The organism is Burkholderia sp. HI4860, assembly GCF_002223045.2.
Lineage (GTDB): Bacteria > Pseudomonadota > Gammaproteobacteria > Burkholderiales > Burkholderiaceae > Burkholderia.
In genome coordinates this window covers 2,038,979-2,064,203 of sequence record NZ_NKFO02000001.1, presented here as the reverse complement: position 1 = coordinate 2,064,203, position 25,225 = coordinate 2,038,979, and the positions used below count along the sequence as shown (strand labels likewise).

Here is a 25,225-nt window from a genome sequence, read left to right as displayed (position 1 = left end):
CATACCTCACCATGAATAGCCCTGCATGCCGTAATCGGTATCGTGCCGGCGGCCCCACCACGGCAGGTAGGCGTTGTTTCCGCCGCGTGCGCGGAACCAGTCCTTGTCGGGATCGATCGGCGTGAGCTTCGATGGTGGCCGGACGACGACCGCGACGGGATGCTCGGGATCGGTCGTGCCGGCGACGAGTGCGTTGCCGCCAAAGTGATTGATCCGGCCGATGGCGAGCGCGACGTCGGTCAATGCGCTGCCTGTTCCCATGTCGCCGAGTACGGCGGCCGTGTTGAACGTCTGCTTGCGGTGGTCGTATTCGGGCAGGGTTTCGGTCAAGGTTTGCGCGAGCGCGGCAAGACGGGCCGACGATGCGTCGCTGCCTTTACCTGCGTCGTGAACGATGTAATGGAGATCCGGGACTGCGACGCCGGCGTTGCGTGCCGCTTGGTCGATGGTCGCCTTCCACGTCTGCACGGCGCGGGTCGTACCGACCTTCTGCGGAAAATCATGCGTGTTACCGGTCGCGGCCTTGCCGATCCATGCGAGCGGTTCACGCTCGGTGTTGAAGGTCGGGCCGGCGAGGAACAGCGCGACCAGATTCTCGTTGATCTGTGCATCCGTGGGCGGGAAATTCGGTGCATCCCAGTTCATCACCCAGACGCTCTTGTCGGGGTTCGCCTGCAAGTAGTCCAATGCGTTGTTCAGCGATGTGAAGCCGGCGTTCGGGCCGCCCTGCGTGATTTGTACATCGGGAGGCGTGTCGCGGCTCCACAAAGTCTTGGGTGACGGCGGGCCGATCTCGAAGAAGTTCATCATCCGATCGATCATGCGCGATCGGGCATAGGCCGCGTCGAGGCGAAGTGGAGTGGCAATTTCGACCCGGATACCCGCGAGTTCGCGCCAATCGTTTTGCTTCTCGGGCTTCACCGTGTAGAAATATTTTGCGTTGCTGATATAACGGGTGCGTATGAGCAGGATGAATTTATCAATGTACTTGGCATAGAAGCCCTTGAATGTTTCTACCCCGTCGTTGCCATATACCAGCGCGCCAATCGATCGAAGCGTTGTAAAGGATGTCGGATCGGTCCGCACCATGTCATCGTTCCCGTTCGGCGCAGCAAGCCCTTGCGTCCACAACAATTGCCATTCGGTCGGGTAGTCCATCCGCTGCAAAGGATTCAACCAAATCAGGCCGACAACCTGTGCCACAAATGGCTTCACTGACTCTTCTGCGGCCGGGGTTGCATTTGCTGCCGGCTCCGAAGCGGGCACGGCATGCGCCGAACGCGTCATGGCCGTGGTAGACAGAAACACCATGAGTGCCACCAGGCCGGGCACGACTACAAATCGTTTCATCCAGTCTCCTATATCCAATTGTGTTCGGTCTGGTTGTTCAACGTGTGTCATTAGCAAAGCCAGCAACAGGGCGGCGATTATCCACGCCAGGACCGCAACGGCAACACGTCTCGGCCATGTGGCGATCAGCGTCTTCATATTGCACCCCCAACTTTCAGATAAATCTGTCCTTCGCGTTCGTCAACGATCGCGGCGGGAATATTGGCTTCGCTTTTCTCGGCATGTACCCATTCGTGGAGGGGCGTTCTATCGAAATTTCCTGACGAAAAATAGTCGCAGTACTTCTTGTTCGGATTGTCATTCGGGATGCCATCCCCCATCCGCCAATCGGCTTCAAGCCGTAGCACCTTCATTTGCTCGGGCGTCAGATAGCAAACCCCAATCGCCACATCGTACGCAAGCGCCTTTTCGGCATGCTTCGGATTGCTCATCGTCGTGGAGTGATTCGTCGGGCTGTTGGTCGAACCACGATCGAGCCAATCGACAATCTGTTTATCGCGCCATTCCTTGTAGCCGTCCGGCATTTCGCTCTTGCCGTCCTCACCGATCACGTGGCCATCACCATCGAGCCATTCCGTATTCAGCGTTCGCCGGGCCTCCATCCGCATCAACGCGCGGTCCTCGTAACGCTGTCCGGCTTCGCTCTCCGCCGTACCTTGCGCGACGCTGTCCTTGTTCTTCGCCGTGTACTGATCGTAAGGATCGTCCGCGCGCTTGTCTGCCTCGCTCTTGCTTGCGTCGCGCCATGCGGCCGGCGGATCGTTGCCTTCGTTGAAGTCGCTTGTCGCATTGCCGTCCTTCGTTTCGATGGGCTTGCCGAACCGAAACGCCTTCGGCGGGAACGGTTCGTCGAGTGCCGGCGCGTCCGCCACCACGGCCCAGCCCTTCGGCGGAATGGCGTTCACGCGGAACATATTCAATGCCGAGCTGATCTGGGTCACGAAAAACATGATCGGCGCGGATGCAAGCGTGGCCGCTATCCCGAACACGGACTCGTTTCCCTTGAGTGCACCGATGAGGTTGAATTTGGCAGGCGGTGAAGGCGGATACCAGAAGCCCGACGTCTTTCCCTTCTGTACGTGCCGCCAGTCATCTTCCCAATACCGATATTTCTCCTGCACGCCGACGTGGAAGCCGGAGGCAAAGACGCGCTGCGTCAGCACGCCGGGGACGCCGATATCGCTCAGCTCGTTCTCGTCGATGCCGCGCCAGCCGATGCCTTGAACCGTGACGGCCGAAATCACCTGGTCGTGTGGACAGCAATACGCGGTGACGCGACCATGCGTCGATCCGTTCAGGCCGTGGCGTACCCGATCGTCCTGTGCTGCATAAGACTTCTTGCTGGTCGGCGATACCCGTTCGTTCGCCATGTCTTCATCGATCTTGTCTGCGGGAAGTTCATAGGCCTTCCGCGTGCCGATGATCGACAGAAACTTGCCGAACGTTTTCGTGCGAGCGGTGTAGGTCTGCCGTCCGCGACGACCGCCACCGTCCCTGGTCGCGCGTTGCGACCAGGTATCCATGAACGTATCGGATGGATTCGGGCCGTCTGCGCGCGCAAGGCTGTACGGTGCATTCGCCAGCACGTAGGCATCGGCCACGCAATGCCCGCTACGTCCCCACGGATCTTCGACGTCGGGTAGTGCATCGCCGAAGAAAGCCGCGGTAAGGCCCACGATGTTGCCCTGGCTATGGCACACGACGGTGATCGGCACGTCGGCCTGCATGCGGCGAATCGACTCGATCAGCCTCGCAAGGCGCAACGCCGCGAGCACGCCATATGCGCGGGGCGGCGCGCGATACAGCGGTCGATTGGTCGGGTTGATCCCCTGGACGGTCAACCACCCGGCCGCGCGGTCGTCGAGGCCGCCGTGCCAGAGATCGGGCAGGCTCGCGCAACCGTTCGTGAACGGGCCGCCGCCCCAGTAGTCCTTCTCGTTCAGAAAGATCTTGTCGCCATACTCTTTCAGCTCAGCGGCGGTCGCCCGATAGCCCCATCGGAAATGAATGACCGGTGAAAACGACGGATCGGCCTTGACGTAGTTATCGGCAAGCAGCTTCGGGTTCAGAAACCCGTCCGGCGTCACGCTTTCCGTGTACTTCGCCGGCACCAACTGCCCGGCATCGATGCCGCGATACTTCAGTTGATCGTCCAGCCGCCCGAGCCGGCGATTCAGGCCGTCGCACAATCCTTGCTCCGCCGCCTCGAACCATTCGCCTTCAGAGTTCACCCCATGCACGAAGATGACGATACCGGGCAACGGCATTTGCTTGATACAGATCAGCCGGGTGCCTTTCGTCCACATCGAGACCCCGTCGCTGCGGCCAACGACGATCGAGGGGGGCTTGCGTGACGTTGCGGTGCCGTCCGCTTCGGCTGCATCGATCAACCGTGCGACGGGTTCGTCCGTCGCCGATCGATGTTCGGGATAAAGCTGGGTCACCCTGGCTCCTGCGCGCGGTTTGGTGTTGTTCTGCCGTTCCGCCGCCAGTCATTCAAGCTGACGTGACGTGAACGCAGATGCGGATCATCGGAAATCCGCGCACCAGCGCACAAGTGCAGTTTTCTCTTTTCCTACAGAATTGAACTCGTCTGATTAAGTTGACCGGCATGACGCGCAACTTTCCGGTCATGTCTGACGGTCACGTACGAAGCCTTTACCGAACCGCAGTGCTTCTTCCGTTCGGTTCCACCGTCATGGCCGTATGCTCCTGCCCGCAGCGGGCGACAAGCGACCGGCGCGCACAGCGGACCCGCGTCAAACGACATCGAGCGGCTCCACCGTCACACCGACCTTCAGCTCCTGATCCGCGCCACCGCCGCGAATCACGCCGCGCAGCGGCGTCACGTCCGCATAGTCGCGGCCGATCGACAGCATCACGTAGTCGTCACCCGGCGCGCGATCGTTGGTCGGGTCGAGCTGCAGCCAGCCGTTATCCTCGGGCCATGCCGGGTCGTACACCTCGACCCATGCATGCGACGCGTCGGCGCCGATCAGCCTCGGCTGCCCGGGCGGCGGCTGCGTGAGCAGGTAGCCGCTTACGTAACGCGCGGCCAGCCCGAGCGAGCGCAGCGCGCCGATCATCACGTGCGCGAAATCCTGGCACACGCCCTTGCGCAAGCGCAGCGCGTCGAGCGCCGATGTCGTGATGTCGGTGCTGTTCGGCGTATACGCAAAATCGGCATGCACGCGCCGCATCAGCTCCCACGCGGCCTGCACGAGCGGCCGTTGCGGCGTGAAGCTCGCAGCCGCATACGCGGCGAGTTCGGGATCGCACATGACATGCGGCGACGTGAACACGAATTCGCTCGCCGCGTCGTAGGGCTGCCCCGCGCGGAACCGCAAGCGGTCGCGCACCGCTTCCCACGCCATCGCCTGTTTCGCGTCGGGTTTCGCGATGGCGGGCGGCGGCTCGCCGCGCGCCCCGCGCGACCACACCGGCGGCGTCACGCGTACCGTGCTGCGGCTGCGCACGAGCAGCGCATCGTGCGGCTGGTTCAACGCAAACGACGCGCGCGCGTTGCCGAATGCGTCGATTTCGGTTCCGACCGATTCCGGCGCGGGGTCGATGTCGAGCGCGAACGACAGCACCTGCTGGCGCGGCGTGACGAGCGGCTGCAGGCGTGCCTGGTGCTGCGCCGATTCGACGCGCGCCGCGTAACGGTATTCGGTATCGTGCGTGACGCGCAGCAACCGGCCGGGTGCAACGTCGGCCTTTGCGGCCGACGCCGATGGCGGTGCCGATGCGTTCCGCGCCGTGCCGGAACCGTGCGGCGCTTTCGCCGCGCTTTTCGTCGTCACCATAACGTCCTGCCCGCCTCGCGCACGTGGCTGAAATAGCGCTCACCGATCCGGTTCGACAATTCCCATACCGCCTTCACCGTCGTGTCGAGCGCTTCGAGCAGCTTGTCGTGCCGGCCGCCGTCGGCGGTCTCGCACAGCTCGTGCAGCGACCATGCGGGGACGTCGGGAATCGTCTCGGCCAGCTCGGACAACGCATAGCCTTCGCTGCGCTCGACCTTCGTCAGCCGGCCGCGCAGCGCCTGCACGACCCAGCCGAGCGAGCGCGGATTGTCGGTATCGAGCACGACGAGCGACAGCAGCGGCGCGACGTCGAAGCCGCGCTGGAACCGCGAACGGAACGTGATCGTGCTGTCGAACAGTTCCAGCACGAGCTCGAAGCCGTCCTGCCGGTGCACCGCGCCTTCGTCGAAGGCCGCCTTCAGCACGCTGCACAGGAAGTCCAGCCGGTCGATCTGCCGACCGATCGACAGCAGTCGCCAGCCGTCGTCGCGCGTCATGTTGTCGGTCTGCGCACCCGTGATCGCGCCGAGCAGCAGGCCGAGGCGCTCCAGCAACTGCAGCGCCTCGTTGCCGATCTGCTCCTCGGCTTCCGGCAGGCCCGCGCTGTCGGCGAACAGCTGGGTCGCGTCGTCGATCAGCCGCCACTGATCGCTCGACAGTCGCTCGCGGATCGCGGCGGCCGCGCCCCGCATCCCGAACAGGCACGACGCAATGCCCGACGTGCGATCCGCGCCGCGCGTCAGCGACGTCGCGAGCGTGTGCTGGAACGCACGCGGCGCATCGACGGCGTTCGGCGCGTCGGCCGCGATCAGGCCCGTCTCGCGGCACAGCGTGTCGAGCAGTTCCAGGTGTGCGGGGCTGTCGACGTCGTCCTCGCCGCGCAGCCGTTCGAGCGCGGCGCGCGCGAGGCGCATCAGGTTGGTCGCGCGCTCGGTATAGCGGCCGAGCCAGAACAGGTTCTCGGCCGCGCGGCTCGCGATCGCGCGCGGGCGCTCGACGAGGTCGTCGGGGCCGAGGTGCGTCTGGAGCAGCGTCGTCGAATCGACGATGCCTTCGGTCATCACCCACGTATCGACGGTACTGCCGCCGCGCGGCATCGGCGCGTTGAACAGCGTGTCGCGCGTGCCGACCCGCGACAGCCCGCCGGGCAGGAGCCGCCAGCGCTGCGCGCCGTCGGCGAGCGCGAACACGCGCAGCAGCATCGGCTTCGGCACGATACGCGCACCGCCGTTGCTGTCGGGTGCGTCGTGGCCCGGCCAGGTCGGCGCCTGCGACAGCGGCAGGTCGGCCTGCACCGTGTAGTGCTCGGGTCGCGCGAGAATCCGCGCGCGCCACTCGGCCAGCTGCGCCTGCGTGAGCCGCGCGCCGATCACCGGCTCGAACGGACCGCCGGCCTGCACGTCCGGTGGATAGGAGGCCTTGACGATGCCGCGCGCGAGCTGCGGCAGCGCGTCGTCGCACGCGGCCGCCTCGCCGCACCACCACGAATGCACGGCCGGCAGCGTCAGCGTTTCGCCGAGCAGCGCTTCCGCGAGACGCGGCATGAAGCCGAGCATCGCCGGCGATTCGAGGAAGCCCGAGCCCGGCGCGTTCGCGAGCAGCACGTTGCCCGCGCGCACCGCCTGCAGCAGCCCCGGCACGCCGAGCATCGAATCGGGCCGCAGTTCGAGCGGATCGAGCCACGCGTCGTCGACGCGCCGCAGGATGCCGTGCACCGGCTCGAGCCCGGCCAGCGTCTTCAGGAAGACGCGGTTGTCGCGTGCGGTCAGGTCGCCGCCTTCGACGAGCGTGAGGCCGAGGTAGCGCGCAAGATACGCGTGCTCGAAATACGTCGCGCTGTGCGGGCCCGGTGTGAGCAGCACGATCCGCGAATTCTTTCGGGTCGGGCTGAGCGCCTGCATGCTCTGCAGCAACGCGCGGTATGCCGACGCGAGCCGCTGCACGCGCAGCCCGCGAAACCCGCGCGGAAAGAGCCGCGACACGATCAGGCGGTTTTCGAGGAGGTAGCCGAGGCCGGCCGCGCCCTGCGTGTGCTGCGCGACGATCCGCCATTGCCCGTCCGGGCCGCGCGCGAGGTCGAACGCGACGACGTGCAGCCAGGTATCGCCCGGCACGCGCGCACCGCGCATCGCGCGCAGGTAGCCGGGATGCCCGGTGACGAGTGCGGGCGGCAGCAGCCCGCGCTCGAGGATCGTCTGCGGCCCGTACAGGTCGGCCAGTGTCGCGTTGAGCAACCGCACGCGCTGCAGCACGCCGCGCTCGATCGCGACCCAGTCCTCGGGCGTGACGATCATCGGCAGCAGGTCGAGCGACCACGGGCCGGCCGCGCCGTCGCCGGCGCGCTGCTCGTGCAGTTGATAGAACAGGCCGTTCTCGCGCATGCGCCGGTGCAGCGCGTCGGCGCGGCGATCGAGGTCGGCCACGCCGTCGCTGCCGATCGACGTGAAGAAGCTGCGCCACGCGGGCGCCAGCGCCGGCGCGTTCAGGCCGGCCGCGCTGCCGCGCAGTTCGTCGTAGCGGCCGGCAGCAGCCGGCGCCGCGAGCGCGGCGGCCAGTTCGGCGGCATCCGGCTGCGCGCCGGTATCGAAAAGCGTGGGCATCGCGTCGAGGGCGGCGAGATGATCGGTGTCAATGGGCGGCACGATGTCGTTCCGTCGTCAGGGCGCGGCCGCGCACGCGCGCCGCCACCCGGGCAGCGGGCTGCGGCGCGCGTCCGCAATCTGCCCGCATCCTAGCATTCCGGCACGGCCGCCAGCGACCGAAACCGCCGGGTATCGCGAACCGCGCATCGTCATCCGCGTCGTCATCGTCCGGTCACGGCCGCCGCAGGTCGAGCGTGAACGGGAATTCACGGCTCGGCGCGGCAGCCGCGACATCCATCCGCCCCGGCGTATGCCCCATCTCGACGAAGCGCGCGAGCCGGCGGCTCTCGGCCTCGTACGCATTGACCGGGAACGTCGCGTAGTTGCGCCCGCCCGGATGCGCGACGTGGTAGCGGCAACCGCCGAGCGAGCGCTGCAGCCACGTATCGACGATGTCGAACGTGAGCGGCGCGTGCACGCCGAGGGTCGGATGCAGCGCGGACGGCGGCGACCACGCCTTGTAGCGCACGCCCGCGACGTATTCGCCGACGGTGCCGGTCGGCTGCAGCGGCAGCGCGCGGCCGTTGACCGTCACGACGTGCCGGTTGTCGTTCAGCCCCGTCACGCGCACTTCGAGCCGTTCGACCGACGAATCGACGTAGCGCACCGTGCCGCCGGGCGCGCCCTCCTCGCCCATCACGTGCCACGGCTCCAGCGCGCCGCGCAGCGACAGCTGCATCCCGTTCACCGCGATCTGGCCGAACAGCGGGAAGCGGAATTCGAAGTGCGGCGCGAACCATGCCGGATCGAACGCGAAACCGGCGTCGCGCAGTTCGGTCAGCACGTCGTCGAAATCCATCTGCAGAAACGCGGGCAGCATGAAGCGGTCATGCAGCGCGGTGCCCCAGCGCGTGAGCGGCGTCGTGTACGGCGCGGCCCAGAAACGCGCGACCAGCGCGCGCAACAGCAATTGCTGCACGATGCTCATCCGCGCATGCGGCGGCATCTCGAACGCGCGCAGTTCGAGCAGGCCGAGCCGGCCGGTCGACGAATCCGGCGAATACAGCTTGTCGATGCAGAACTCGCTGCGGTGCGTGTTGCCGGTCACGTCGATCAGCAGGTTGCGCAGCACACGGTCGACGAGCCACGGCGGCATGTCCTGCCCGAACAGCAGCTTGTTGCGCTGGATCTCGGCGAACGCGATGTCGAGTTCGTAGAGCTGGTCGTTGCGCGCTTCGTCGACGCGCGGCGCCTGGCTCGTCGGCCCGATGAAGAGCCCGGAGAACAGGTACGACAGCGACGGATGGTTGTGCCAGTACGCGATCAGGCTCGCGAGCAGGTCCGGGCGGCGCAGGAACGGGCTGTCGGCCGGCGTCGCGCCGCCGAGCACGAAGTGGTTGCCGCCGCCCGTGCCGACGTGGCGGCCGTCGACCATGAACTTCTCGCTGCACAGCCGCGATTGCCACGCGGCGTCGTATAGGAATTCGGTGTGATCGACGAGCTCGTCGAAGTTGCCGGCCGGATGGATGTTCACCTCGATCACGCCGGGATCGGGCGTCACCTGCAACAGCTTCAGCCGCGCGTCGCGCGGCGGCGGATAGCCTTCCAGCACGAGCTTCACGCCCAGCGCGTGCGCGGTCAGCTCGATCGCACCGAGCAGCTCGAGATAATCCTCGAGCGCGGCAAGCGGCGGCATGAACAGGTACAGGATGCCGTTGCGCACTTCGACGCACAGCGCGGTGCGCGTGATCCATGCAGCCGATTCGAAGCGCTCGGGCTGGCGACCCGGGTCGCGCGCGGCCGGCCGGCCGTTGCCGGCCGTGCCGTCGTCGCGCCACTGCATCACGGTCTGCGCGGATGCCTCGCGATGCACGCCGGACAGGTAGCGCGGCGCATCGGCCGGCCCCGCGTAGCGCGCGCGGATCGCGGCGGCATCCGGCAGCGCGTCACGCGGCGCGAACGGGTCGCGCTCGACGAGATACGGATAGTCGGCGCGGCTCGCCCACGGCAGCGAATCGAGCGGCAGCCGATAGCCCATCGGAGAATCGCCGGGCACGAGGTACATCCGCTCGTCGCGGAAGAACCACGGGCCCGTCTGCCAGCGCGGGCCGTCGAGGCCGGGCGCGGCTTCCGTACGCTTGACCGGCAGCACGTAGCCAACCACGCTGTCGAGTTGCTGCTCGAAGACCTTGCGCAACCGCGCGCGTTCGAGCTCGTCGTCGAGACGCGAGTCGAACGGGTCGACGTTGACCGGCAGCCGGCGCTCGCGCCACAGGTAGTACCACACGTCCTCGTAGCCGGGCCGGATGAATTCGCCGGTCAGGTTCAGCCGCGCGGCGAGCGCGTCGATGAAGCGCTTCGCGTCGTCGGTCGTATAGGCGGACGGCTCGCGCTCGTCGGCGAACAGCGACGGATCGTGCCACACGGGCTGGCCGTCGGCACGCCAGAAGATCGACAGCGCCCAGCGCGGCAGTTGCTCGCCCGGGTACCACTTGCCCTGCCCGAAATGCAGGAAGCCGCCGTCGCCATATTCGGCGCGCAGCCGCTGCACGAGTTCGGTCGCATAGCCGCGCTTGGTCGGGCCGAGCGCGTCGGTGTTCCATTCGGCGCCGTCGCGATCGTCGATCGACACGAAGGTCGGCTCGCCGCCCTGCGTGAGCCGCACGTCGCCGGCCGCCAGCGCGCCGTCGACCTGCGTGCCGAGCGCCAGCACGCCATCCCATTGCGATTCCGTGTACGGCTTCGTCACGCGCGGCGATTCGTACACGCGCGTCACGGTCATCTCGTGCTCGAACGACACCTCGCACTCGTCGATCAGCCCCTCGACCGGCGCGGCGCTGGTCGGCTGCGGCGTGCACGCCAGCGGAATGTGGCCTTCGCCGGCGAGCAGGCCCGAGGTCGGGTCGAAGCCGATCCAGCCGGCGCCCGGCAGGTAGACCTCGCACCATGCGTGCAGGTCGGTGAAGTCGACCGACGTGCCGCTCGGGCCGTCGAGCGACTTCACGTCGGGCGTGAGCTGGATCAGGTAGCCCGACACGAAGCGCGCGGCGATGCCGAGATGACGGCACAGCTGCACGAGCAGCCATGCGCTGTCGCGGCACGAGCCCGAGGCCAGTTCGAGCGTCTGCTCCGGCGTCTGCACGCCCGGCTCCATCCGCACGAGATAGCCGATGTCGCGCTGCAGTTGCTGGTTCAGCGCGACAAGGAAGTTCACGGTGCCGGCCGGCGTGCGGTCGACGCCGTCGAGATACGCGCGGAACAGCGGCGACGCGCTCGTCTGCGGATCGCACACGAGATACGGTGCGAGCTCGGTCTTCAGCGCGTCGTCATAGCTGAACGGGTATTGCTCCGCGCTGGCTTCGAGGAAGAAGTCGAACGGGTTGTACACCGACATCTCGGCGACGAGATCGATCGTGATCTCGAAGTGCTCGGTGCGCTCCGGAAACACGAGCCGCGCGAGATAGTTCGAGAACGGGTCCTGCTGCCAGTTGATGAAGTGCTGCGCGGGCTCGACCGTCATCGAATACGCGAGGATCGGCGTCCGGCAGTGCGGCGCGGGCCGCAGGCGCACGACCTGCGGGCCGAGATTGACGAGCCGGTCGTAGCGATAGCGGGTGGTGTGATGCAGCGCGACGTGGATGGACATGGGAGCTCGGTTCGGGTTGGGCCGGCCGCGCGCCGCGTCGCGCTCGATGCGACGCGGCACCCCGGCCTGGCGGATTCGGCGAAAACGTGCGCGAGGTCAGACGAGCTCGGGCGTCTGCACGACGCTGATCTCGACACCGACGGCCGTCGCGCCGAGCCCCGTCACCGGCTGCGCGTCGCGATAGTCGAGGCCGACCGCGATGCGCACGTAGCGCTCGTCCGGGCAGCGATTCATGAACGGATCGAACCCGACCCAGCCGAGCCCCTCCACATACGCCTCGGCCCACGCATGGCCAGCGGGCTGCTGCGTCAGCCCGGCCGCCTGCGACTGCGCGCCGTGCGCCGGCTGCGGCATCCCCTGCGATTGCGACTGGGACTGAGACTGCGACTGCGACTGCGCGGCATGCGATGCACCGAGCACCTGCTGCATGCCCTCGCCGCTCTGCAGCGCGAGCGCTTCTTCCTCCTCGACGTCGCCCGCGTTCTGCTTCGCGTCGGCGATGCGCTGCATCGCGCTGTCCGCCAGCACGTAACCCGAAATGTAGCGCGCGGGAATCTTCAGCACGCGCGCGGCCGCGATGAACGCATGCGCATGGTCGCGGCTCGTGCCCTCGCCGCTTTGCAATGCGGTTTCCGCGTCGACCGGAGCGTCGGCGGCCAGGTTCGGCGCATACGCGATGCGGTCGTGCACTTCCGTCATCAGCCAGTGCAGCGCGTCGAGGCTGTGCGGCTCGATCGGCAGCGCTTGCGCCAGCGCGCGCACGGTGTCGCCGGCCTTCGTCAGCGCCGTTTCGCGTTCGAAGATCCACGGCGGTGCATAACCTTCAGGATGGCCGAGTATGCCCGCGCGGTCCTGCGTCTCGACGACGCCGGCCGCGACGACGACGATCTCGGCCTTCGCGCCGCGGTCGTGCCGCACGAGGTCGATCCGGTTGCCGAGCCCGTCGGCATAGGACAGCGACGGCTCGACGCCGTCGATCGTGACCTGCCACGCGCGCACCGTCTGCCCGGGGCCCGACTGCGGGCGCAGCCGCAGCCGTTGCAGCGCATGGGTGGCTTGATCGTCGAACTGATAACGCGAGATGTGTCGGATGGCGAGTCGCATGGCAAGTCTCAGTCGAAGTTGTAAGCCTGGGCGATTTCGAGCCCGAGGCTGTTGTTGCGGCCGATGAAGTCGGTCAGGAACTCGTGCAGGCCGCTCTTGAAGATCCGCTCGACCGAGGTGTCGGACAGCATTTGCAGGATCTTCGTGGCCGTGTCGTGACACGGGTGTGTCACACCGTAATCCTTTGCGAGCAGGTTCAGGCTCGACACGACGCGCCCGTAGCAATAACGCAGCGAACGCGGCATGCGGCCGTTCAGGATCAGGTAGTCGGCGATGTTCATCGGCTTGTATTGCACGTCGTACACCCAGCGGTACGAACGGTGCGCGGCGACGCAGCGCAGGATCGTCTCCCACTGGTAGTTGTCGAGGATCGTGCCGACGTGCGACACCGACGGCAGCAGCAGGTGGTATTTCACGTCGATGATCCGCGCGGTGTTGTCGGCGCGCTCGACGAACGCGCCGATCTGCGCGAAATCGAAGATCTCGTTGCGCAGCATCGTGCTGTAGAAGCTGCCGAGGATCAGCGCGGTTTCGCGCTTCACCTGGTCGAGCACGGCCGGCAGTTCGCTCTCCGGCACCGGCTGCGCGAGCGCGCGGCGCAGCGCGAGCCACGCGCCGTTCACGCTCTCCCATGCCTCGCGGGTGAGCGCCGTGCGCACCATCCGCGCGTTCGAGCGCGCGGCGTCGATGCACGACAGCACGCTCGACGGGTTGTCGCGGTCGCGCAGCAGGTAGTCGGTCACGGTATCGGCCGCATACGCGTCGTATTTCTGCCGGTAGCCGTCGTCCGTGCCCGAGCTGACGAGCACCGACGACCATTCGGCCGGCGCGTCGGACGTGCGCGTGAGCGCCATCCGCAGCCCGGCATCGACGATGCGCGCGATGTTCTCCGCGCGCTCGATATAGCGGTACATCCAGTAGAGACCGCTTGCAGTACGTCCCAGAAGCATCTCGTGTCCACTCCGTCTTCGTTCGGTTGGCGCCCCGGTCGCGGGGCGCGCGGTCGCGTCCGGCTCAGTCGGCCAGCACCCAGGTGTCCTTGGTGCCGCCGCCCTGGCTCGAGTTGACGACGAGCGATCCCTCCTTCAGCGCGACGCGCGTCAGTCCGCCCGGCGTGATGCGGATCCGGTCCGACACCAGCACGAACGGCCGCAGGTCGACGTGGCGCGGCGCGAGGCCGGCTTCGGTCAGGATCGGCGTCGTGGACAGCGCGAGCGTCGGCTGCGCGATGTAGTTCGCGGGGCGCGCGCGCAGCTTCGCGGCAAAGGCTTCGAGCTCGGCTTTCGATGCGCACGGCCCGACCAGCATCCCGTAGCCGCCCGAGCCGTGCACTTCCTTCACGACCAGTTCGTCGAGATGGTCGAGCACGTATTTCAGGCTGTCGGCTTCGCCGCAGCGCCAGGTCGGCACGTTCTCCAGCAGCGCCTTGCGGCCCGTGTAGAACTCGACGATCTCCGGCATGTACGAGTAGATCGCCTTGTCGTCGGCGATGCCGGTGCCGGGCGCGTTCGCGATCGTGATGTTGCCCGCGCGGTACACGTCCATGATCCCCGCGACGCCGAGCACCGAATCGGGGCGGAACGTGAGCGGATCGAGGAACGCGTCGTCGACGCGGCGATACAGCACGTCGATCGGCTGGAAGCCTTCGGTCGTGCGCATCGCGACGCGGCCGTCGATCACCTGCAGGTCGCTGCCCTCGACGAGATGCACGCCCATCTGGTCGGCGAGGAACGAATGTTCGTAGTACGCGGAATTGTGGATGCCGGGCGTGAGCACGGCGACGGTCGGGTTGTCGGCATTGCCGCCCGGCGGGCACACGGCCGCGAGCGACTGGCGCAGCATCTGCGGATAGGTCTCGACCGGGCGCACCTTCACCTGCTGGAACAGCTCCGGGAAGAGCTGCATCATCGTCTCGCGGTTTTCCAGCATGTACGACACGCCGGACGGCGTGCGCGCGTTGTCTTCCAGCACGTAGAATTCGTTCTCGCCGGTGCGCACGATGTCCACGCCGATGATGTGCGTGTAAACGTTGCCGGGCGGCCGGAAATCGATCATCTCCGGGATGAACGCTTCGTTGTGCGCGATCAGGTGCTTCGGCACGATGCCCGCGCGGACGATTTCCTGGCGGTGGTAGATGTCGTCGAGGAACGCGTTGAGCGCCATCACGCGCTGCTCGATGCCGAGCGACAGCCGGCTCCATTCGGCGCCCGAGATGATGCGCGGGACGATGTCGAACGGAATCAGCCGCTCGGCGGCCTCCGCGTCGCCATAGACGGCGAACGTGATGCCCGTCTTGCGGAACACGCCTTCCGCGTCGTAGGCCTTCTGGGCGAGGCTCGCGGGATTCTGCGTGTCGAGCCACTGCTTCAGGCGCGCGTAGGGCGCCCTTACCATGTCGCCGGATTGCAGCATTTCATCGAATGGCTTCATCGATCTTTTCTCCATCGATCGTTTTCCCCGGCATTGCGCATGCCGGACCGGCGTAATGAATGCTTTGCAAGGAACGTGCCTTGCGCGATCCCCTCGATATCCCCCCGTTTTTGCGCCGCGCCGGGCACGCCCGCGCGGCATTGCGCACCATCACGGTGCAGCATCCGACGCAAGGGGCGACGACGGTGCGTCGCCGGCGCGCACGGTTCATGCTACGCCGCGTCTGTCGAACATAGTTCCCCCGCGTGTCACGAATGTGCAATCTGCACTGCACAAAAAGCGGCTCGCCCCGGCATCGGGCCACCGGAACGAAAGACTGGGAAGGCGGGCCGGCACGCGCACGGCGCAACCGGCCCTGGGGGAAGTACCGTCTGCGGCCGTACCGGCAGTTCGACGCGATGAACTGTCCGGTTAGCCGGGTCCGGCACCTCAACGCTATGCAGCCGTAATCCCGCCGACAACGCCCATGCATATTTCGACTGACACCCATCGAAAAAAAACATCGGGCCGAGCGGCGCGAGGCGCGGTACGCTAGAACGTTCGTGCAGCACACGGTGCCGCCGCCTTTCAAGCGCCCGACTATAAAAAGCGAAGATCGAAATGGAAGCAAAGTGGCTGGAAGATTTCCTGAGCCTGGCGGATACCAAGAGCTTTTCCCGGGCCGCGCGTAACCGGCACCTCACGCAATCGGCATTCAGCAGACGAATAGCGGCACTCGAAACCTGGATGGACGCGAAGCTGGTGGACCGGAGCATCAACCCGATCACGCTCACGCCAGCCGGCCAGATGTTCCGCGGCCTCGCCGCCGACATCCTGCGCAGCATGTATGCGGCGCGCAATCTCGTGAACGGCTACGACCAGTTCGCGGCCAGCGACCAGGTCGTGCGTTTCGCGGTGGCCCATACGCTCGTCTTCACGCTGTTTCCCGAATGGCTCAAGCAGCTCAACGGCGAGGTCGGCCACGTCACCGCGCGCGTCAACGCGGTGAACGTGCCGGAGGGCGTGCAGCAGCTCGTCGAAGGCGAATGCGACCTGCTGCTCGGCTATCACCATCCGCAGCTGCCGATCGTGCTCGACCCGAACCACTTCCCGTTCGTCAGCCTCGGCGTCGAACGGATCCTGCCCGTGTCGACACCCGATGCGCGCGGCAAGCCCGTGTTCCAGCTGCCGGGCACCCCCGATGCCCCGCTGCCGCTGCTCGCGTATTCGTCAGGCGCGTTTCTCGGCAACATCGTCGAGATGCTGCTGCTGAATGCCACCGAGCCGTACGTGCTGCACCGCTGCTTCGAGACGCACATGTCCGAGGCGTTGAAGGGCATGGTCGTGGCCGGGCACGGGATCGGCTGGCTGCCGGAAAGCTGCGTCGCGAAGGAACTCGCGGAAGGCACGCTCGTGTGCGCTGGTTCCGGCGACTGGATCACCGAGCTCGAAATCCGCCTGTACCGGTCGGCCCGCAAGCGCGGGCTCGCGGCCGAGCAACTGTGGACCTACATCATGAACCGGCCGCGCACGGCGGTCGACGGGGCCGCCGGCGCGGCCGAACCCGCAGCCGCACCGGCGATGCGCATCGCCCGGCGCAGCGCGGGCGGCAGCCGCTGATCGTCGCGTTCGCGTCGTACCCGCGGACGACGCGAACGCAGTCCGGTTGGCGGAAATCCGGTGTGCGCATCCATTCGCGCCGCGCCGCTTTCCGGCGCACACGACCCGCTTTTCGGTAGCAAGCGACGATCCCGCTTTAGCCTGAAAAATGCCCGTGCCGGACGCGTAATCGATATCAGACGAATCGCAATCGTTTGCATTCCAAAGATGAACTTTTTACATCCGACAGCGCACACCGGCATTTTCCGTCTGATTATCTGGACAGAAATAACCTGTTACAGAACAAATTAAAAGTTTCGATTTACCTGTAACAATCTAAACTACCAACAACACCTCTTCCGCGTTTCATATTGCGCGACCTGTATCTGGATCTATATCAATTCCACCAGGACACAGTCGCAAAAATTCCTTTTATCAGTCGTTATTTTTCGGCACGAATGTCGATACATCCGACGTGATTCAATGCGTGCAGGATCATCGCTACCGAATAGCAATTTTCATATTCGGCAATATCGACTTTCTTCATAGTTAAGAGAATCATACAAATCCGTCGTTATCCTATTTAAATAGGATCATTTAACGGCGTCCCATTCAGGCCACACGCGGTTGTTGGTTCAAAAGCCATCGTGTATCAATAGCGTGTCGCAAAAAGAACGTTGGCAAATCTGACTCGGAATAAATGCTCGCCATTCATTCCGGACGGGAGGTTGCGATGTCTTCCTCGTTTCGACAGCATGCTCGCCCTTTGCTGGGCGTCTTCATCTGCACGCTCTGCATGAATGCAATGGCCCAGACGCTCGCGTCCCAGCCACCCGCATCCGCGCCCGCTCCTGCATCCGGCCCGGGTGGGGATCGCTACGTCATTTCGTATATCTGCGGCGATGCGCGGATCGACGGTACCGCGCCGCTGCCGCCCGACGGCCGGCCGTACAACCTGGGTGTGTCGTTTGCTTCGGCCAAGACGGGGCAGCCGCTCTCCAACGTCCAGGTGCGCCTGCGGCGACATGGCCGCGTGCTCGTCGAATTCAATGCCGCAGGGTCGCGTTGCCTGTTCAGCGTGCCCGATGCGAGCTACCGGGTCGAAGGCACCTATCAGGGCGCGACCCAGTTCGCGATCGTCGAAACCGGTGCGCTGACCACGCAGTTGAAATGGTGAGCGCCATCTGAGCGCACCCCATCACGTCTTGCATCACACCGTATCGAACCGAGGAGACATGAATGACGCGTGCAGAACGACAGGACGGCTCGCCCGCCCACCAGCCGAAACCCTCCTGGGGTCCCGGAAAGAACGCGGCGCTCAGCTTCGCCGCATTCGCCGCGATCTTCGGCATCTTCGCGTACGCCGAACGGGACACGACGGTTGGCCATGCGAGCGTGACGCACGACATTGCCGGCGCGATCGGCACCGCCGTCGGGAAGACCCGCAACGCGATCATGACGCTTGCGTCGAGGGCAACCGCAACCGGTACGTCCGGCACATCGGCCGAGCCCGGGCCAGCCCCGACACACGCGCAGGCCTCACCGCCCGCGCCGCTGCCGCAAATCGCGTCGACTTCGGGTGCGCCCGAGGTCTCCACCGTGCCGCCCGTCACCCTCGCGGTCAAACCGGACACCGCGCCACAGTCCGCCCCCCACGCCGTCGCGAAACAGCGGCAGTCGGCGCATGCGCCGCCCGTGACGCTCGCGGCCGGTACGCATGCGGCATCGGCCTACGGTCGCGCCGCCACGCGGCACGGGGCCGCGCACCGTGCGCAGCGTGCCGAAGCGCTGGCCGGCACGAGCAGGCGCATGGATTTCGCGCCCAAGCCCCGACCGTATGGCACCGACACCCTGCGCATGCAGACGGCCAGCATCACGCATGCGGAGCTGGAAAGCGCGCGTGCGCTGGCGAAGGCCCGCTCGTGCGCGGTGATCGACGAATGGGACTGTGTGGAACACAACGCGAGCCGGGCGCTCGCGATCGACCCCAGGAACAGCGAATCGCGAGCGTTGCTCGGTCAGGCGATCCGCAACCGGCTGTAAGTCGGGTCCGCATCGCCGGGCGCTCGCAGCCCGGCCGCGCGACGTGCGACGACATGCGTCGTCACGCGGGCCACCGACGTGATCGTTTCAACAGGAGGACACCTCGTGGACAACAATCGGAAACAACAATGCACCACCGTCGCTCCGTCCAGCCGACGGCTCCTCCAGCATGCGCCGCTGGTGTTGCTGCTCGTCGCGTCCGGCCCCTGCTTCGCCGCCGACGGCGATCCGGAAGCGGGCCGCGTCAATGAATTCGCCGGGACCCACGGCGCCCCGGATGCGGTGCCGCGCGGTGCGCAGCCGACGGTCGTGTCGATCCAGATTGCCCAGGCCGAGGTTCCGCCGCCCCCCCATGCGCCGACGCCGATCGCGCAGGCTTCGGATGCGTCGATGCAGATCGCGCAGGCGTCGAACCCGCAGCCGCCGACCCTGCCGACCACGGTCGTAGTGGAACCGGAGGCGCCGCAATCGAGCGCCGCGGCACCGGATGCGCGATCGACGGAGTCGGCGCATGCGGCGAATACGGCGAATACGCCGGCACCGGTCGCGCACACATCGACAGCGCCGATACTGCTTGCGCAGGCCGAGAACGCCCGCCCGCCCGAAGCGACGACGTCTGCCGCCTCGACGATGTCCGACACGTCCGCCTCCCCTTCGCCGGCGCCGCTCGCGCCGCCTTCGGCCACCCCGCCGAAGCGCGAACAAGCCACACCCGCCACGCCGCCGCTCGCGCCGATGCAAACCGCGCAAGTATCCGGCACCCCGATGCCGAATTCGCCCGCGCCCGTTCCCCAGATGCCTGGCGCGCCGCCGCCATCGTCCCCGGCGCCGAACGCGCAGACGCCCGGCGCCCAGCTGCCCGGCGAGCCGACCCAGCGATCGCAGGGGCCCGACGTCGAGACGCCGAATGCCCAGGCGCCGAATCTGCGTACCGCCGACGTCGAGACCGTGCGCAACGACGTGTTCGGCCTCGCGGCGAGCGGCGGCGCGGTCAAGGCGCTCGATGAAGCGAAGGCCCGCCCCGATGCGTTCTCCGCCGTCGACATCGCGCAACTGGAAGAACTGTCGATTCGCCAGCAGGTGCGCGGCGGCCGCGACAAGTCGCGCTCGATGACCAGTGCCGACCGCTTCGACGGGATCGACAACGCGCTGCGCGCGGCAGACGACCTCGACAAGCGGATGCCGACCACGCCCGAGTACACGCCGGTCAGGACGGCGCTCGCGGGCGACCGGACGGTCGCCCTTGCGGCACGCGGCGACATGAAGCAGGCCGTCGCGACGTTCGAGACGATTCCGTCCAACGCGGAAATCTCGATCGACGCGCTGGCGGCCGTGGGCGACGCCTACCTGTACCTGAGCGAACCGGGCAAGGCCAATGCCGTGTACCAGCGCGCGCTGAAGCAGGCCACCGCGTCGCCGACGGATCGCGCGACCCGCGGCTTCCAGTACGGCGAGCGCACGCGTCCGATCGAACTGCGCGAAGGGCTGTTCTGGTCGTACGTCGACCAGGGACGCGCGGCGGACGCAAAGCAGGCGCTCGACGACATGGGCGCGTCGCTGCCGCCGGCCAAGCAGGTGACCAACGTCGGTCCGGGAGAAAGCGACTATCTGCGCTACTACCGGCTGCGTGCGCAATACCTGGTCTTCACGGGTCACCCCGATGAAGGGATCGCCGCACTCGAAGAACTCGAGAAGGAGGTGCCGTTCAACGCGGAGGTTCGCGCCGCGCACGCCGACGCGGTGTCGGGCCAGGCGCATCCGCGCCAGGCGATCGCGATGTATCGCGCGTCGCTGACCGACCACCCCGACAGCGTCGAGATGCTCGCGGGCCTCGGCCGCGCGTCGCTCACGGCCGACGACTACGCGACCGCGAAGTACGTCGACCAGACGCTGGACAACACGTTCCCCGACAGCGGCGCCGTGCGGGGCTTCAAGCGCGACTACAACGCGTACCGCAGCCCGGTGTTCACCACCGACCTGAGCTTCGAGCACGGCAACAGCGCACTGGCCGACAACAGCTTCACGTCGGACAGCTACCTCTATTCGCAACCGTTCGGCGACAACTGGCGGGTCTTCGCGCACACGTTCTACGGCCATGCGCAAACCGACGGCGGCAGCGTCAGCCGCACGCGCACGGGCATCGGCGGCGACTACCGGCACGGGCCGCTCACCGTGCAGGGCGAAGTCACGCGCTCGCTCGGCGGGGACGGACGCACGGGCGGCCGCGGATCGATCGCGTATGCGCTGAACGACTACTGGACCGTCAGCGGCGGACTCGATTCCAACGACAACTCGCTGCCGTGGAAGGCGTACGCCGCGCACATCTGGGGCCGCTCGGCGAACGTGTCGGTGGTGTATCGCCAGAACGACCGTCGCGAGGTCAAGCTGAGCTACGGGGTGAGTCGCTACAGCGATTCGAACTTCCACCAGGAGATCTCGGCGACCGCCACGCAGCGCGTGTACACGACCGCCACCCAGCAGGTCAACGTCTCGCTGGATCTCGGCACCGACAGCAACACGCGCACGAACGCGCCCTACTTCAGCCCGGGCCGCGACTACGCGGCCGCGGCCACCGTCATGCACCAGCTGACGCTGTGGAAGAAGGGCGACATGGGGCTGCAGCAGCGCGTCTCGGTGTCCGGCGGCATGTACAACGAGCGCGGCTTCGGCACCAGCGCCCTGTGGAGCGCGCGCCTCGAGCACGCGTGGACCTTCAAGCACGACATCACGCTGAGCTATGGCGTGGAGGTCAGCAGCCACGCGTACGACGGCCAGCGCGAACGCTCCGAAACCGGCTTCATGTCGGTCAACCTGCCGTTCTAGCAAGGAGATCGAGCCATGCTGCAATCCAGACGGACCTTCATGTGCGGATGCATGGGCGCATTTGCCGCCTGTTCGCTGTTTCCGGGCGTGACCAGCGCCAGGATGATCGACCTGCTTCCGCCGTCCGATCCGGCCGACGGCAAGACGTTTCGCGTGATCTGCATGCATGACGTGCGCGACAACCTGATGGCGACGTTCAACTCCGGTACGGCGATGGTCGACGCGTTCGCGGTCGATACCGGCACGCTGACCGCCATCTTCTCGTGGCTGCAGACCAACAACTACCACACCATCACGGTCAAGCAGATCGAGGAATCGCGGCACGGCGGCAAGCCGCTGCCGCCGCGCTCGGTGCTGCTCACGTTCGACGACGGCTTTCGCAGCCATTACACGAAAGTGCTGCCGCTGCTCGAGCGCTTCAAGTATCCGGCGGTGATGGGCCTCGTCACCGCGTGGATCGACACCCCGCCCGATACGCCGATCCGCATCAGCGACAAGGTCCAGGTGCCGCGCGACTATTTCCTGTCGTGGGACGAGGTGAAGAAACTCGGCCAGTCGGAGTTCGTCGAGCTCGGTTGCCACACCCACAACCTCCATCACGGCGCGGTCGCGAATCCGCAGGGCAACGAATTGCCGGCGACCACGTCGCATCTCTATCTGCAAGACCAGAAGCGCTATGAAACCGACGCCGAATTCGAAGCGCGCGTGCACAACGACCTGCAGACTTGCGTGCGGCAGATCCGCGAACGCACCGGCATCGTCGCACGGTCGATGGTGTGGCCATACGGCGCGGAAAACCAGCCGGTACGCCGGATCTCGACGTCGCTCGGGATGGACATCCAGTTCAGTCTCGATGCCGGCCCGAATACGCCGGACGTGCCACTGGACCGGTTGCGGCGGATCCTGATGATGTACGACGTCGACATCGGCGGGTTCGAGCGCTCGATGCGCGAGCCGGCGTCGAACCGCGGCGACGTCGACGTGCCCGAGCGCACCGTGCAGGTCGATCTCGACCAGGTCTACGATCCGGACCCCGCGCGGCAGGAAGCGAATCTCGGCAAGCTGATCGAACGCATCTACCGGATGCAGCCCAAATCGGTGTACCTGCAGGCGTATGCGGACCCGAAAGGCACGGGCGTGGCCGAATCCGTGTATTTCCCGAACCGGCACCTGCCGATGCGCGCCGACCTGTTCTCGCGTGCCGCGTGGCAGCTCAACACGCGCGCCAACGTGCAGGTGTACGCGTGGATGCCGGTGCTCGCGTTCCGGCCGCCGGCCGACAAGCTGCGCGGGCTCGAGGCCGTGAGCGCCTACGGCGGCGCGCCGGCCCGCGAGAACGGCACGCGCACGTTCCGGCTGAGCCCGTTCGACCCGGATGCGCGGCTGATGATCCAGCAGGTCTACGAGGATCTCAGCAAGCACGCGTCCTTCAGCGGCATCCTGTTCAGTGACGACGCGGTGCTCGACGACTACGAGGATGCGGGCCGGCACGCGCTGCGCATCTATTCGCAGTGGGGGCTGCCGGCCGATGTCGGCAAGATCCGCGAGAACCCCGACCTGCTGAAGCGCTGGACCCGGCAGAAGTCGCGCTACCTGATCGACCTGACCAGGCAGCTGGAGCAGATCGTGCTGGCCCATCAGAACGTGGGCGACGTGCTGACCGCGCGCAACATCTTCGCGATGCCGGTACTCAAGCCCGAATCGGAAGCGTGGTACGCGCAGAACTACGACGATTTCCTCGCCAGCTACGACTACGTCGCACTGATGGCGATGCCGTACATGGAGCAGGCGAAGGATCCCGAAGGCTGGCTGGACCAGCTCGTGAAAGCCGTGCACGCGAAGCAGCGCGGGCTGCAGCGCACCGTGTTCGAACTGCAGTCGTACGACTGGCACGCCCAGAAGCCGGTGCCGGCCAGCACGCTGCTCGCGCAGATGCGGCGGCTGCGCAGCGAAGGCGCGGTGAATTTCGGCTACTACCCGGACAACTTCCTGAACGGGCAGCCGGAACTCGACGCGATGCGCGACGTGATGTCGCTGAAGTCGCGCCTCGACCCGACCTCGATCAACGCGCTGATGCAACAACATACGCAGGGGACGAAGACGCCATGACCACCCACAGCATCATCCAGCGCCTGCAGGATTTCGTCTTCTACTACCCGTTCTTCATGTCGTACCTGTGGATGATCGGCGGCGTCGTGCACTACTTCCTGCTCGAGGAAGGCCGCGAGCTGTCCACGCGGACGATCGCGTCGAGCGGCATTCCGAAGATCTCGATCGTCGTGCCCTGCTTCAACGAAGCCGCGAACGCGCGCAGCGTGATCAGCCACCTGGACCGGATGCAGTATCCGAACTACGACATCATCGCGGTCAACGACGGCAGCCAGGATCGCACCGGCGAGATCCTCAACGAGCTGGCCGTCGAGATCCCGCGGCTGCTCGTGATCCATCACGCGCGCAACGAAGGCAAGGCGGTCGGGCTCACGACCGCGGCGGCCGTGTCGAACGCGGAATACCTGCTCTGCATCGACGGCGATGCGCTGCTCGCGCACGACGCGATCGGCTGGATGCTCGAGCATTTCCTGACCGATCCGGGCGTCGGCGCCGTGACCGGCAACCCGCGCATCCGCACGCGCACGTCGCTGCTCGGCCGCATGCAGGTCGGCGAATTCTCGTCGATCGTCGGGCTGATCAAGCGCACGCAGCAGGTGTACGGCCGCATCTTCACGGTATCCGGCGTGATCACGATGTTCCGCAAGACCGCGCTCGCCGACGTCGGCTACTGGAGCTCGGACATGCTGACCGAGGACATCGACATCAGCTGGAAGCTGCAGTGCCGCGACTGGCGCGTCGTGTACGAGCCGCACGCGCTGAGCTGGATCCTGATGCCCGAGACGGTGAAGGGCCTGTACCGGCAGCGGCTACGCTGGGCGAAGGGCGGCATCCAGGTGCTGATGAAGTACGCGGGCACGCTCGCGCGGCCGACGCAGATGATGATGTGGCCGCTGTTCGCCGAGTACCTGATCGGCATCGCGTGGGCGTACTCGATGACGTTCATCCTGCTGCTCGCGCTCATCAATGTCGTGTACCCGCTGCCGCAAGACTGGCATGTATCGGTCGTGCCGCACTGGCACGGCATGCTGCTGGTCGCCACCTGCATCCTGCAACTGATCATCGGCAGCATGATCGATCGTCGTTACGACGAAAAACTCCTGATGTATTTCCTGGACACCATCTGGTATCCCGTCGCCTTCTGGCTGATCAGCATGATCACCACCGTCGTCGCCCTGCCGGCCATCGTGCTGCGGGGCCGCGGCAAGCGGGCCGTATGGGTCAGCCCCGACCGAGGCATTCAACATGAAGAACGCACCGATTATTGACCTTTCCCTGCGCGCACCGCGCGAACTGATCGCCGAGCGCGGCCGCGTCGTCGGGTCCGTGCTGACCATCTGGTTCCGGCTCCTGCGGCCGGCGCTGGTGGGCGCCGTGTGGGCCTCGATCTGCATCTACACGTACCGCTACCTGCTGCCGTTCAATCCGGCCGAGATGCCGATCGAGCAGATGGTGTTCTACGCGACCAGCATCGCGCTCATCGCGGGCACCATCGTCATGTGGCTGATCGCCGGACGCGTCGTGCATCCGCTGGCCTACCGGCTGCGCGTGTCGAAGATGCTGCGGCGCTCGGCCAGCGCGAAGGTGCGCTCGGTGCCGCCAACCGTGCTGGCAAGCGCCCGCCGGCGCGGCGCGCGACGCACGACGCGCATTCTCGTCGCGTCGCACGACGCGAACGGCTCGATTTCCGACATCGAATGGGTAGCCCATGCGGGGCCGCAGCCCCGCGAGTAGGTCAGCGGAGACGCGCCGCT

At 66.4% G+C, this 25,225-nt stretch carries 16 protein-coding genes; 7 read left to right on the top strand and 9 right to left on the bottom strand.

Annotated elements, in window-relative coordinates; all coding sequences use genetic code 11:
• Nucleotides 1-6: 6 nt before the first annotated feature.
• The 8 genes from CFB34_RS09180 to CFB34_RS09145 form a co-directional block, all read right to left on the bottom strand.
• Nucleotides 7-1,488 (bottom strand): virulence factor, encoded by a 1,482-nt coding sequence (locus CFB34_RS09180; RefSeq protein WP_242808587.1) that lies wholly within the window; start codon nt 1,486-1,488, stop codon nt 7-9.
• Nucleotides 1,485-3,656: a hypothetical protein gene (locus CFB34_RS09175; protein WP_089443353.1), complete on the bottom strand. Its 2,172-nt coding sequence runs from the start codon at nt 3,654-3,656 to the stop codon at nt 1,485-1,487. Before CFB34_RS09175 ends, CFB34_RS09180 begins: the two co-directional genes overlap by 4 nt.
• Before the next feature lie 453 nt (nt 3,657-4,109).
• Entirely contained in the window at nt 4,110-5,156 is a 1,047-nt protein-coding gene (locus CFB34_RS09170; protein WP_089442791.1) for a transglutaminase family protein, read from the bottom strand.
• Nucleotides 5,150-7,756: a circularly permuted type 2 ATP-grasp protein gene (locus tag CFB34_RS09165; protein ID WP_242808639.1), complete on the bottom strand. Its 2,607-nt coding sequence runs from the start codon at nt 7,754-7,756 to the stop codon at nt 5,150-5,152. The genes CFB34_RS09170 and CFB34_RS09165 overlap by 7 nt, the downstream gene beginning before the upstream one ends.
• A gap of 214 nt (nt 7,757-7,970) precedes the next feature.
• Nucleotides 7,971-11,384, bottom strand: coding sequence for a transglutaminase family protein (locus tag CFB34_RS09160; protein ID WP_089442793.1), 3,414 nt, complete (start codon nt 11,382-11,384; stop codon nt 7,971-7,973).
• 96 nt (nt 11,385-11,480) lie between these two features.
• Complete coding sequence (locus CFB34_RS09155) at nt 11,481-12,488, bottom strand: transglutaminase family protein (RefSeq protein ID WP_089442794.1); 1,008 nt, start codon at nt 12,486-12,488, stop codon at nt 11,481-11,483.
• A gap of 8 nt (nt 12,489-12,496) precedes the next feature.
• Nucleotides 12,497-13,438, bottom strand: coding sequence for an alpha-E domain-containing protein (locus CFB34_RS09150; RefSeq protein WP_089427755.1), 942 nt, complete (start codon nt 13,436-13,438; stop codon nt 12,497-12,499).
• Between the two features lie 64 nt (nt 13,439-13,502).
• Nucleotides 13,503-14,918 carry a circularly permuted type 2 ATP-grasp protein gene (locus CFB34_RS09145; protein WP_046547558.1) on the bottom strand — a complete coding sequence of 472 codons (1,416 nt, stop codon included), beginning with the start codon at nt 14,916-14,918 and terminating at the stop codon, nt 13,503-13,505.
• Between the two features lie 600 nt (nt 14,919-15,518).
• Here CFB34_RS09145 and CFB34_RS09140 point away from each other — a divergent pair.
• The 3 genes from CFB34_RS09140 to CFB34_RS09130 all read left to right on the top strand — a co-directional run bounded on the left by CFB34_RS09140 (nt 15,519) and on the right by CFB34_RS09130 (nt 18,539).
• On the top strand, nt 15,519-16,517 hold the full coding sequence (locus CFB34_RS09140) for a LysR substrate-binding domain-containing protein (protein WP_089432519.1): 999 nt from the start codon (nt 15,519-15,521) through the stop codon (nt 16,515-16,517).
• A gap of 712 nt (nt 16,518-17,229) precedes the next feature.
• A complete protein-coding gene (locus CFB34_RS09135) occupies nt 17,230-17,673 on the top strand; it encodes a hypothetical protein (RefSeq protein WP_089442796.1) in 444 nt (147 codons plus the stop codon).
• A 62-nt stretch (nt 17,674-17,735) separates the two neighbouring features.
• Nucleotides 17,736-18,539 (top strand): hypothetical protein, encoded by an 804-nt coding sequence (locus CFB34_RS09130; protein ID WP_089442797.1) that lies wholly within the window; start codon nt 17,736-17,738, stop codon nt 18,537-18,539.
• Here CFB34_RS09130 and CFB34_RS09125 read toward each other — a convergent pair.
• On the bottom strand, nt 18,515-19,495 hold the full coding sequence (locus CFB34_RS09125; RefSeq protein WP_242808586.1) for a hypothetical protein: 981 nt from the start codon (nt 19,493-19,495) through the stop codon (nt 18,515-18,517). The two genes, CFB34_RS09130 and CFB34_RS09125, sit on opposite strands and share 25 nt — an antisense overlap.
• On the opposite strand from CFB34_RS09125, the gene pgaA reads away from it, so the two are divergent.
• The 4 genes from pgaA to CFB34_RS09105 are packed head-to-tail and all read left to right on the top strand — an operon-like array spanning nt 19,488 to nt 25,205.
• Nucleotides 19,488-21,362 carry a poly-beta-1,6 N-acetyl-D-glucosamine export porin PgaA gene (pgaA, locus tag CFB34_RS09120; protein WP_242808585.1) on the top strand — a complete coding sequence of 625 codons (1,875 nt, stop codon included), beginning with the start codon at nt 19,488-19,490 and terminating at the stop codon, nt 21,360-21,362. The genes CFB34_RS09125 and pgaA overlap by 8 nt on opposite strands.
• Nucleotides 21,363-21,380: 18 nt before the next feature.
• Nucleotides 21,381-23,471, top strand: coding sequence for a poly-beta-1,6-N-acetyl-D-glucosamine N-deacetylase PgaB (gene pgaB / locus CFB34_RS09115; RefSeq protein ID WP_089443355.1), 2,091 nt, complete (start codon nt 21,381-21,383; stop codon nt 23,469-23,471).
• Nucleotides 23,468-24,739, top strand: coding sequence for a poly-beta-1,6-N-acetyl-D-glucosamine synthase (gene pgaC / locus CFB34_RS09110; protein ID WP_089442799.1), 1,272 nt, complete (start codon nt 23,468-23,470; stop codon nt 24,737-24,739). Before pgaB ends, pgaC begins: the two co-directional genes overlap by 4 nt.
• On the top strand, nt 24,717-25,205 hold the full coding sequence (locus CFB34_RS09105; protein WP_089442800.1) for a Biofilm PGA synthesis auxiliary protein PgaD: 489 nt from the start codon (nt 24,717-24,719) through the stop codon (nt 25,203-25,205). The genes pgaC and CFB34_RS09105 overlap by 23 nt, the downstream gene beginning before the upstream one ends.
• Nucleotides 25,206-25,225: the final 20 nt, after the last annotated feature.

What these genes read in the sequence shown, in the direction of transcription:
- CFB34_RS09155 (WP_089442794.1), bottom strand. Translation starts at nt 12,488, where the DNA reads ATGCGACTCGCCATCCGACACATCTCGCGTTATCAGTTCGACGATCAA.
- CFB34_RS09130 (WP_089442797.1), top strand. Translation starts at nt 17,736, where the DNA reads ATGACGCGTGCAGAACGACAGGACGGCTCGCCCGCCCACCAGCCGAAA.
- CFB34_RS09175 (WP_089443353.1), bottom strand. Translation starts at nt 3,656, where the DNA reads ATGTGGACGAAAGGCACCCGGCTGATCTGTATCAAGCAAATGCCGTTG.
- CFB34_RS09160 (WP_089442793.1), bottom strand. Translation starts at nt 11,384, where the DNA reads ATGTCCATCCACGTCGCGCTGCATCACACCACCCGCTATCGCTACGAC.
- CFB34_RS09165 (WP_242808639.1), bottom strand. Translation starts at nt 7,756, where the DNA reads ATGCCCACGCTTTTCGATACCGGCGCGCAGCCGGATGCCGCCGAACTG.
- CFB34_RS09145 (WP_046547558.1), bottom strand. Translation starts at nt 14,918, where the DNA reads ATGAAGCCATTCGATGAAATGCTGCAATCCGGCGACATGGTAAGGGCG.
- CFB34_RS09170 (WP_089442791.1), bottom strand. Translation starts at nt 5,156, where the DNA reads ATGGTGACGACGAAAAGCGCGGCGAAAGCGCCGCACGGTTCCGGCACG.
- CFB34_RS09150 (WP_089427755.1), bottom strand. Translation starts at nt 13,438, where the DNA reads ATGCTTCTGGGACGTACTGCAAGCGGTCTCTACTGGATGTACCGCTAT.
- CFB34_RS09135 (WP_089442796.1), top strand. Translation starts at nt 17,230, where the DNA reads ATGTCTTCCTCGTTTCGACAGCATGCTCGCCCTTTGCTGGGCGTCTTC.
- CFB34_RS09140 (WP_089432519.1), top strand. Translation starts at nt 15,519, where the DNA reads ATGGAAGCAAAGTGGCTGGAAGATTTCCTGAGCCTGGCGGATACCAAG.
- CFB34_RS09180 (WP_242808587.1), bottom strand. Translation starts at nt 1,488, where the DNA reads ATGAAGACGCTGATCGCCACATGGCCGAGACGTGTTGCCGTTGCGGTC.
- pgaC (WP_089442799.1), top strand. Translation starts at nt 23,468, where the DNA reads ATGACCACCCACAGCATCATCCAGCGCCTGCAGGATTTCGTCTTCTAC.
- CFB34_RS09105 (WP_089442800.1), top strand. Translation starts at nt 24,717, where the DNA reads ATGAAGAACGCACCGATTATTGACCTTTCCCTGCGCGCACCGCGCGAA.